Here is a 10236-nt window from a genome sequence, read left to right on the forward strand (position 1 = left end):
AAGCTTTTGTAAGCCCTGCACCAGCTGGCCTGTGAGTGCTGCTTCGTGTGCTGCCAACGAGTCAAAATTAATCTGGTTTAAAAAATCAATTGCGGCTCCAAGGCCAATAACTTCAGCAATTGCTGGTGTGCCTGCTTCAAATTTTTGTGGGGCTGCTGCCCAGGTTGCTTGTTCAAAAGAAACCGAATACACCATTGAACCACCCACTTGGTATGGTTCTACCTGATCGTGCAGTTCTTTTTTGATGTACAAAACACCAATGCCGGTGGGGCCAGCCATTTTGTGGCCAGAAAAAGAAACAAAGTCGGCGTTTAATTTTTGTACGTTAATTTTTTCATGAATCATTGCTTGGGTTGTGTCGAGCATTACGCGTGCGCCAACGGCGTGTGCGCGTTCAATTAAATCGGCAAGCATGTCTGCTGGCCAGATTGAGCCCAAGACATTGGAATCATATGTTACGCTGACCAGCTTTGTTTTTGGGGTGATTAAATCTGGCGTGAAGTCGCATAGAAAAGTTTTTAAGTTGATGGGTACAAAGCGTAATGTTGCACCAGTCTTTTGAGCTACACGCTGCCACGGCACCAAGTTTGCGTGGTGTTCGGCTTGTGTGAGTAAAATTTCATCGCCAGTGTGTAAGTTTTGTTCTGCCCAGCTTTGGGCAACAAAGTTAAAGCCTTCGGTTGCACCTTTGGTAAAAACAATTTCTTCAGCATGCGCAGCATTAATAAAGCATGCAACTTTGTTGCGTACCGCTTCGTACTGTTCGGTTGCCTGCTCGCCAAGTTCATAAAGCCCGCGGTGCACGCTGGCGTATGACGTTGTGTAAAAAGCGTTCATAGCGTCAATGACTGCCTGGGGCTTTTGGTAGGTTGCCGCGCTGTCGACATACACCAGTTTTTTATGGCCGGTGTTTGAAAAGAAAATGGGAAACTGTTTTTTTATGTCTTGGGCGTTCATTAAAAAACTCATGATTTTAGATTAGAACAAGGTTTTCTTGCTTAGTTTAAAGTGATTTACGTACTCTGTCTAAAAAAGTAGTATTTTAGGCAAAACTGCCAATTTTTTTATTGGGGAGGGTTGGTTTGGTTAGCGAGTATTGGAGGTTGTGCACTGTGTTATTCATGCGGTTAGATTTATTGAGGGTATTGATGATGAAAAGATTTAATGGATTTGCACTTGGTGTGTTATTAGTTTTCAGTTCGTCACTTTTTTCGGCTGCTCGAACGCCAAAAGGGCCAAAAACGTATGGCAATGCAATTGTTTCAAAGCTGGTTAACGTTTATGATGGCGATACATTTACGGTGCAAGTTGACGGTTGGCCAGAGATAATTCGTGAAGTGAGTGTTCGAGTTTTTGGTATTGATACTCCTGAAATGAAAGACAAAAACCCGGCCGTTAAGCAAAGGGCTCAGGAGGCAAAAGAGTTTGCCAAGGGTGCGCTTGAGGCTGCCAACGTTATTGAATTACGAGAGTTGCAACGGGACAAATACTTCAGAATTTTAGCAAAAGTGTACGTTGACGGGCAAAATTTGGCAGAAATGCTTATTGCCGCTAATCTTGCTGTATCGTATGATGGTGGGACCAAACAAAATTGGTCTGATGTGCTGGGGGATGCTGATAGTACCGCACTTGCAATGCTTGCTGATGTTGCTAGTGAAGAAAATGAAGTAAAAGCAGAAGGGCCTACTCACAAGACTACAACAACAAGAAAATCGGCTCGTATTGCAGCAAGAAAGAGCACGTCTGCTCATCCGTAAAGTTGTATGGGCATGGCGCGAGACCACCAAATTTATAACGTTAACATTTAGCTTCGTAGGAAAACATGAAAAAATTTATTAAAACAGCGATGCTTCTCTTTAGTTTGTTGGTAAGTAGTTCGTCTGCTATGCCCACTTCTGGTGACCAGAAAAAGTTCTCTTATGCCCATCATACTGAAATGGTCTTTGGTCATGATCAGGCTATTGAGGTTCCCACGTCTTTAAGTGCCTTTGCGCGTATGCACAACCGGCATTTAAATAAATCTATGTTTTTTGACACTTCGTTTATTTCTGATGCAAAAAAGGTGCGCGCTCATCATCGCAAAAAAAAGCCAGATCAGGCAAATGTGGGTAAAACAGTCAATGTAAAAACGTCAGACGGTGTAGAGCTTGGGTGTACCTACTTTGATCGTGGCAGTGATACGTTGTTGATTGTTGGTGAAGGATTTACCAATCCGCGTGAGTATATGACGCCATTTGTAGATATGTTTGATTGCGACGTGGTACTCTTCGATTTTCGTGGCCAAGGCATTAAAGAATTTGATCTGTTTGATGTGGGTACGTGGAATATTAATTTGGCGCAAAGTACTTTTGGTATGGATTCTTCGTTGGCAAGTTTGGGCCAAAAAGAAGATATTGATGTGGTAACGGTAGTTAACCATTTTACAGAACAAAAGAAGTATGAAAAAATTTGCGGCCTTGGTATTTGTTATGGTGCCTTTATTTTGTTAAAGACAGCTGCATTGCATCCAGGCCTTTTTGATCGCTTGATTCTTGATGGTTGTTGGCTTTCTCTCCCGTTGGTTATTGAAAAACTTAAGCGTGATCCAAAGATGATTTGTTCACCACAAACGGGTGGTTGGTCAAAAAACTGGCCGTGGACAACCTCGTGGGCAGGTGATTTGTTGCAGTGGTTGACCGAAAATATTTGGTGTTTGCAGTTGAATGATATTTCCATTGAGCCTTATTTAAAACAAGTTAAAGATACATCGCTGCTGTTTATTTACGGCAAAGATGATTTAATGATTGCGCGTGAAGAGTGGGAAACTATTTGGAACGGCTTAGAGCTTGAAAATAAAGCTGCGCTGATTACGTCAAATCCGCACGTACGTAATCATTTCAAACAAAAAGAGCTGTATAAGCTGGTGAGCGACTTGTTTATTAATTTTGAATTTGATGAGTTCAAAGAGCATATGTTGGATGTTGAAAAAACGGCTCATCATCATGCTGAACAAGTTCGTGGTTTTGTTGTAAAAGCCTAAGATTTGTTGACAAACCTAGATCCTGATTTAAGCTGCTTTACCAAGTAAATTGTCGGCTTTGTCTACTAAAAAGGGACATCATGATCAAAAGGGCGTTTGTTAGATTTTTCTTTGTGTTTGTTTGTGCAGCAACTTTTTCAAAAACTTTTGCGGCAGCACCTATTCCTGCTCCTACTCCAGCAACGCTGCCATTTTTTGCAACGTTTAAAGAGCGTGTATCAAATGGGTTGAGCGATCCAAAAAAGTTTATTACGCAAAATTCTGCTCTTTTTGGGTTGCTGCGTTGTGCCGCACATGTTCCTTACATTGTTTGTGTTGATCATGAAGATACCAATGTAGTACGCGCAACAACTGCTGTTGCCAATGTTGCAACTGATGCAAAAATTTTGTCTGAGTTGTTGACCTCGCGTGAAACAACATTGTTGAAAGATTTGGTTTATCCAAACCGTTTGCCAAAAGTAAGCGCCTACTCGCTTGCGCTTTTGTACGAAGCAATTCGCATTGTTGATGCTGAAAACGTTGCGTTTAAAAACAAATATGGCAATGCAAAAAAGAAGCTGCGCATGTTTAAAGTTGCGCAATCGTTGCAAGTGGCAATTGAGGCAAGCTTGCGCATGTTGTCGTACGCAAGTTCAGTGCGTACCCCGCATGATACCAGCTTTGCTTTCTGGTTGTTAGAATTGGCCGATTTTGTTGAAGTCTGGCGCCTTTTGGCTCGTTACAAAACATTTTTTGATATTTCTGGTGTTCAAGCCAACATTAATTTCTTTGCACAAATTTCTGCTGAAGAAGAGGAAGAGTGTCAAGATGAAAGTGCAGAGCAAGAAGATGGTGATGACCAAGATAGTGAACAATCTGATACTACCGACGAAATCGACGTTTACGATCCCTTTGAGGAGCCTGTGGGTATCAGCATTGAAGAACTGTTGAATGATCCTACGTTTGAAAAGTAGCTTGAAATTTCATGCACATCAATCCGGATAACCCGGTCGTTCTCAGAGCTTCGCGTAGCGGGGCGTATCGACGGATCAGTAAAATTCTTATCGCCAACCGTTCCGAAATTGCTGTGCGCATTCAGGCAACCTGCCGTGCTCTTGGCATAGCAACGGTGGCAGTGTACGCCCCAGAAGATGTTTCTTTGCGCTTTGTACGCACAGCCGACCAGGCCTTTGCATTGCCGGGCAGTGGGCGTGCGGCCTACATGGACCAGGAAGCGTTACTAGAAATCGCCCTGCGCTCGGGAGCCGATGCCGTGCACCCTGGTTATGGCTTTTTGGCAGAGAATGCAACGTTTGCTCGCCGCGTTCAAGCGGCAGGGCTTACCTGGGTTGGTCCGCGCCATGACCTCATCGCGTTGATGGGCGACAAAATTGGCGCACGTTGCACGATCGAGCAAGCTGGTGTTCCGGTAGTGCCCGGATTCTTTGCTGACGTTACCAAGCCTTTGGCGTGCCTTGCGGCAAAAGAACACGCGGCGGTCTTGGGCTACCCGCTCATGATTAAAGATCCGTTGGGGGGTGGTGGCAAGGGGATGGTGCGCGTGGCGCATGCAGATGCTTTCCAAAATTCTTGGGACATGGCGGTGCGCCAAGCGGCAAAGCTGACCGGTTCTACAAAGCTTTTAATTGAGCGCTGTCTAGAAAATACCCGCCACCTTGAAGTGCAAGTTGCTGGCGATGGAACGCGGGCGGTTCACTTTTTTGAGCGCGAATGTTCTATTCAGCGTCGGCACCAAAAAATTATTGAAGAGTCTCCCTGTTTGTTTGTGAGTGAAGCAACGCGCGCTCGTTTGCATGAGTTGGGCGTTAAAGCGGCGCAGATGATTGGCTATGACAGTGTGGGTACCGTTGAGTTTTTGGTAACGGCCGACGAGCAGTGTTATTTTTTGGAAATGAATACGCGCTTGCAAGTGGAGCATTCGGTTACCGAGCTTACCACCGGCGTTGATTTGGTAGCGCTGCAAATTGCGTTGGCCCAAGGCCAGCCGCTGCCGTGCCAGCAGGCAGACATTGTGCAGCGTGGCCATGCCATTGAGTGTCGCATTTATGCTGAAGATCCCGAACAAAATTTTTTTCCTTCAACCGGCGTTATTCATTACTTTCAGCCACCAAGTGTGCCGTTTATGCGGCATGATCACGATCTTTTTGAAGGCGTTGAAATAACGTCGTGCTTTGACCCGATGATCGCAAAAGTTACCACGTATGGCGCTTCGCGCACGCATGCAACGCAATTTATGGCCGAAGCGCTGCGGCAGTATGGCATTGAAGGTATTACCACCAATCGTGCTTTTTTGCGCAGCATTTTAGATTCAGAAATTTTTGAGATTGGTGCCTTTGATACCGCAACGCAGTTTATGGTGGCGCAGTTAGAAACGGTTTGCCAGCAGGCAGCGCGTGAAGCTGCTGTGATTATTGCTGCTGTTATGCAACAAGTTTTTGCTGAGCAACCAGCGGTGCCTCAAAAACAAGTAGGTAGTGGCTGGTGCAGCGATAGCTGGAAAGGGCAGCAGTGGCGATAACAACCTGGTCTGTTAGGCAGCATGTGTACATGATTGATCTAAAAAAAGTTGGCCAGCATGCGTTTGAAGGTACATTGGCGTGCGACGGTGTGCTGCGTAATGTTGCAGTAAAAATCATAAACTATGATCAGCACAAAAAACTGCTGACCTGCATGCTTGACGGTCAGTTTTTTTCGGCGTTTGTTGCCGCAAGCTCGGGGAACTATAACGTTTTTGTTGAGCAGGCACTGCAATCATTTTTGGTGTCTGTAGTTCAAGCTGGCCAAAAGCAGGCAGTTGAACATAAAAAAACTTTTACCCCGCATCTTACCAGTCCGTTGGCTGGGCGTGTGATAAAAATATTGGTGGAGCACGGGAATGTGGTGCAGGCGCGCCAGCCGCTGGTGATTATTGAATCTATGAAAATGGAAAATGAAATTTGCGCGCCACATGCTGCCATAGTTTCTTCGCTGACCGTTGCTGAAGGGCATGTGGTCAGTTCCAATCAACAGCTCATGACCTTTGATGCAATTTAGAATCAAGGCAAAACGAGCATCTTGCATAAAACTCTTTTCATGAAGTGACGCATTATGCTACACATGAAGCAATGATCTTTTTACAATAAAAAAAGAAGGGGGACGCTATGCAACATCAAAAAATGAGCATGAAAAAGAGACAATTCCGCATCGGGGATCTTGCTCGGGAGCTGAGCGTAAAAAAATATGTTATTCGTTTCTGGGAAAAAGAGTTTGAACTCAAGTCTGACCGCTCTGACGGTGGGCAACGTTTTTATACCGAAGAAGATTTAGATCTTTTTCTTCAAATCAAAAATCTGCTGTATCTTGAAGGCTTTACCATTGCTGGGGCCAAAAAACAGCTCATGTCTGAAACTAGGGTGGCTGTGCCTGCTGCACCGCGCGAAGTGGTTTCTGTGCAGTTACAAGCCGATGAAGTTATGGCCGCGCATCGTGAAGAAGAGTCGGTTGAAGAGAAAACCATCTTGGCTGCCACGGTGGAGCTTGAGCCGTGTACTGAAGAGCGGGCGGCGTTTCTGACAGCCTTACAGGCTTTTAAAGAAGAGCTTTTGGCGTTTAAAGATGCTTTAGAGAGATAATAGCCCTTTTTTAGACTTTTACTTCTGTTTTTTCAATAAATTGCGAGATTTTCTGTTTTCGCTATCAGGGCAGTAATTTGGCCCTATTTCTCAAATAAAACGTCAAAAGTGCCACTTTTGGTGAGCCTTTGACAACGTATCTTTTATAAAATATACTAATTGTAATAAATTAGCATACTATTAATCCTTTTATCAAACCATGGAGGTTATGATGAAGAATCTACGTAAAGCCCTGTTGGGTGCAGCAGTGGCTGTGAGTTTGTTTAATGTAAATATTTTTGCGGCGGCATCGTCTTCAGGTGAAGGTGCGTCGTCAAGTGGTTGGGAAATACCTGAGGACAGTTTGTTTGCGCAGCTTACCCAGGGTTACGAGCAAAGAACAGGTATGCCTTGTTCTGATGATCATTCAGCGCCAGGTGCGAGTTCATCTTCAAGTTCAAGTTCAGCCGAACCAAGTTCAAGTTCGTCGATAACCGAAGAGCATAGAAGTAAGCGGCTCAGAGAAGGAACAAAAAGAAGGGCAGCTCTTTTTTACGGAGCTCATGAGTCAGGTTCAGATTCTGAAGAAGAGGGCAATGACGATGACAATCAAGCTAAGCGACTAAGAACCGTTGATGGCAAGGTTTTGGTTGAACAGGTAAGAGAATCGGTTGTTGGTTTGGCGCACGGCGCTGTTAGTCTTGCTCAAAATGTTAGTAGCTCAGCACAAACGGTTTTGTCATATATGCCTGGTTGTTCTGCGAGTGACCAAGACAAGCAAGATTTTTATAAAAAAATTGAAGCACTTAATAAGCTTTTAGCTTTAATTGAAGCAGAAAATTATGAGGCTCTTTGGGATGTTTTAAGCGCAACGGTGTATAAATCATTTTTTGAGCGAGACTTGTATGCTCCGTTTATTATGAAAGAAGCGAGAACTTCTCCAGTTATGTATCAAAATGCCGTTAATGGTTATATCTTGTCCATGGCTACCGAAATAATAGACCTCTGTGCCCAAGATTTGCGCCGCCAAATTATGAATTTTGGAATAATAAAAAGCTTTACAGAAAAAGATTTTGTTGAATATGTATTGGCAAAAATTGAAGCATTGGACTCGCAATCTTCTAAACAGCGCGAAAAGGCCCGCATAAAAATTAGGACATTTGAACAAAAGTACAGTTTTAGTACTTCTGAGCTGTTTCAGAATGTTTCTGGTTGGCATATGACCAATATGACTAATGAGTTAGGCTATGCTGCATGGAATGAACATGCGTTTACGTGTCAATGTTATTGGAACTGGTATAAAGATTAGTTAAAAAGAGTTTCCCATAGGGATGTTTTTGTCTTGGAGGTTATGATGAAGAATCTACGTAAAATTATTTTAGGTGCGGCATTGGCTGCCAGTATCGCTAATGTCGGCATTTTTGCCGCAGCATCGTCTTCTGGTGATCAAGACAAAATTTCTAACGCAACAATGTTGACTGATTTGCCTGATGAGCTACTTGTGGAGATTGCAAAGCGCTTGCAGGGTGATCATCAAAGTCTTGGCAGATTAGGGCGGGCGTCTCAACGCTTATCAGTGATTGCAAGTGAAGTTCTACCACGCTTGGGCGATGTGGTATCTCGTTTGGAAGATGCGGCAACAAGGCGTCAATTTGCTCAACGATGGTCAAATTATTGGACAAAGGTAAGGCTACGTGCTGTGGAGTCTATGCGCTTTTTTTTCTGTATGTTTGTGTGTTTATACACAGCTGAGACTTCTTGTAACTTTTATGATTCAACTATGCATGAGGCACCACTTGACCGTCTTGCCGTATACTTTTTGGCTATCATGATGTCGTATTGTTTATCGACCATGGACAAAAACTCTTTATCGACGATAGACCCTTATATTGATACTTCATGGTAACTTTAGTGATTCAACCATGCATGGGTTACTATTTAACCGTTTTAAACGATACTGTTTTGCTATGATGATGTCATATTATTAAACCATGGAGGTTATGATGAAGAATTTAAATAAAATTATTTTAGGTGCAGTGTTTGCTGCACATATCGTTGGTGGTAGTGTTTGTGTTGCCGTAGGTCCAAATGATTATACCGTTTCGTATTATGATCCATATTTAGGTCGTGTTGTAGTCTCAAACGGTACGCCGGCTGAGCAAGCGCGCCAAGCTTGGGTAGAAGAACGCAAAGATTTCGATAGATTACGTGAAGAGCAAGAAGAGTTAGAAAAAGAGCAAGAACAAAAAAGAGTAGAAAAGCTCAAAAGACACATAAAAAGAGACAGATTTATAAGGCAAGGCTACACCAAAAATGAAACTTTGGAATTTGTTCCAAGGGAGTCAGATTCTGACACAGATTCTGATGAAGATTTAGGTTACTCAGATTCAGAAAATGATCGTACGCTTGATGAAATAAATAGAGATTGGAACGAGTACTACCAAGACGCGCCATCACCTTCACGTTGTAGCTTACAGCGTATGATGATAGCAGTACTTTCGTTTTTACATGTTTAAAAGAAGTTTCGTTAACAAAAGAGGGCTCCAGGCGGGGCCCTTTTTTTAATCCCGCTTGCACTGCCTGTGCGCCATAGCCTTCCTGTCCTTCGTAGCCACGTAGGGCGTAGGAGGAGGCGAAGGCGTAAGGAGCTCGAAGAGCGTCTCGAAGTGTTTTGATCTTTTTCCCCATGCCCGCTAAACTAACGAAATACAAAACATTTTTTGTAATAACTTAAGAATCTCCTTTAACTTTTACTTTAACTTTGGCTGGGTCATGCAAAACGAAACTATCCACGGCTTTCTTGTCTTAAACAAACCAAAAGGCGCTATCTCTTTTGACTGCATTCGTGTGCTCAAAAAATTCTTTCCCAAAAAAACAAAGATTGGGCACACCGGCACGCTGGACGACGTTGCCCAGGGCTTGCTGATCATTTGCATTGGCAAAGAGGCTACGCGGTGCTCTGGGGCCATTATGAACGTACGGAAAGAGTATGAAGTGACCGCCAAGCTTGGTGAGCTGACTGACTCATTGGACGCCATGGGCAAGGTTTTAGAAACGCATGAAGCTGGGCACGTGACCCGCGCAGACCTTGAAGGTGCGCTGGCTCAGTTAGGGACGAGTTATCTGCAAACACCACCCATTTATTCTGCCCTCAAGCACGAAGGTAAGCCGCTTTACAAGTTGGCACGCCGTGAGCTCTTAGCGCCTGAGGCTTTGGAAGAGATTATTCAAACTAAAAAGCGTGTTGTACAATTGTATGAAACACAGCTTCTTGATTTTAACAAACCCTATTTTTCTTTGCGTGCCTGCGTTTCTAAGGGAACGTATGTGCGTTCTTTGGCGCACGATCTTGCCGGCAAGCTTGGTCTGCCAGCAACAACCTACGAATTAATTCGTACCGGCATTGGAGGCATTACGTTGCGTGATGCGGTTGAACTTGATGCGTTAAAGTCGCATGAAGATGTTGTTAGCAAGTTGTTAACAATTGAAGAAATGACTGGAAAGTTGGGATTCGAATAGAAAAGATTTGATTTTAAAATCTGAGAGAATTTGGTTGCGGGGGCTGGATTTGAACCAGCGACCTTTGGGTTATGAGCCCAACGAGCTACCAGGCTGCTCTACCCCGCG

At 43.9% G+C, this 10236-nt stretch carries 11 protein-coding genes and 1 tRNA gene; 10 read left to right on the plus strand and 2 right to left on the minus strand.

From position 1 onward, the window contains the following. A partial coding sequence (locus K2W90_06405; GenBank protein ID MBY0353968.1) for an aminotransferase class V-fold PLP-dependent enzyme occupies positions 1–969 on the minus strand: 969 nt, incomplete at its 3' end. 182 nt (positions 970–1151) lie between these two features. Between K2W90_06405 and K2W90_06410 the strand changes: the two genes are divergently transcribed. The 10 genes from K2W90_06410 (at position 1152) to truB (ending at position 10128) form a co-directional block, all read left to right on the plus strand. After that, the gene (locus K2W90_06410; GenBank protein MBY0353969.1) at positions 1152–1757 is read left to right on the plus strand and encodes a thermonuclease family protein; all 606 of its coding nucleotides are present in this window, start codon (positions 1152–1154) and stop codon (positions 1755–1757) included. Between the two features lie 65 nt (positions 1758–1822). After that, entirely contained in the window at positions 1823–3019 is a 1197-nt protein-coding gene (locus tag K2W90_06415) for a hypothetical protein (GenBank protein MBY0353970.1), read from the plus strand. An 80-nt stretch (positions 3020–3099) separates the two neighbouring features. Next, the gene (locus K2W90_06420; protein ID MBY0353971.1) at positions 3100–3972 is read left to right on the plus strand and encodes a hypothetical protein; all 873 of its coding nucleotides are present in this window, start codon (positions 3100–3102) and stop codon (positions 3970–3972) included. An 11-nt stretch (positions 3973–3983) separates the two neighbouring features. Further along, positions 3984–5537: an ATP-grasp domain-containing protein gene (locus tag K2W90_06425; protein MBY0353972.1), complete on the plus strand. Its 1554-nt coding sequence runs from the start codon at positions 3984–3986 to the stop codon at positions 5535–5537. Further along, positions 5528–6052: an acetyl-CoA carboxylase biotin carboxyl carrier protein subunit gene (locus K2W90_06430; protein ID MBY0353973.1), complete on the plus strand. Its 525-nt coding sequence runs from the start codon at positions 5528–5530 to the stop codon at positions 6050–6052. The genes K2W90_06425 and K2W90_06430 overlap by 10 nt, the downstream gene beginning before the upstream one ends. A gap of 107 nt (positions 6053–6159) precedes the next feature. Further along, on the plus strand, positions 6160–6630 hold the full coding sequence (locus K2W90_06435) for a MerR family transcriptional regulator (protein ID MBY0353974.1): 471 nt from the start codon (positions 6160–6162) through the stop codon (positions 6628–6630). Between the two features lie 211 nt (positions 6631–6841). Next, positions 6842–7918: a hypothetical protein gene (locus tag K2W90_06440; GenBank protein ID MBY0353975.1), complete on the plus strand. Its 1077-nt coding sequence runs from the start codon at positions 6842–6844 to the stop codon at positions 7916–7918. 45 nt (positions 7919–7963) lie between these two features. Then, positions 7964–8515 carry a hypothetical protein gene (locus K2W90_06445; protein MBY0353976.1) on the plus strand — a complete coding sequence of 184 codons (552 nt, stop codon included), beginning with the start codon at positions 7964–7966 and terminating at the stop codon, positions 8513–8515. A 97-nt stretch (positions 8516–8612) separates the two neighbouring features. Beyond that, entirely contained in the window at positions 8613–9125 is a 513-nt protein-coding gene (locus tag K2W90_06450) for a hypothetical protein (protein MBY0353977.1), read from the plus strand. Between the two features lie 256 nt (positions 9126–9381). Then, positions 9382–10128 carry a tRNA pseudouridine(55) synthase TruB gene (gene truB / locus K2W90_06455; protein MBY0353978.1) on the plus strand — a complete coding sequence of 249 codons (747 nt, stop codon included), beginning with the start codon at positions 9382–9384 and terminating at the stop codon, positions 10126–10128. Positions 10129–10159: 31 nt separating this feature from the next. On the opposite strand, the gene K2W90_06460 is transcribed toward truB, so the two are convergent. Continuing rightward, positions 10160–10236: transfer RNA gene (locus K2W90_06460), tRNA-Met, on the minus strand.

Source organism: Candidatus Babeliales bacterium (genome assembly GCA_019749895.1).
GTDB lineage: Bacteria > Babelota > Babeliae > Babelales > RVW-14 > AaIE-18.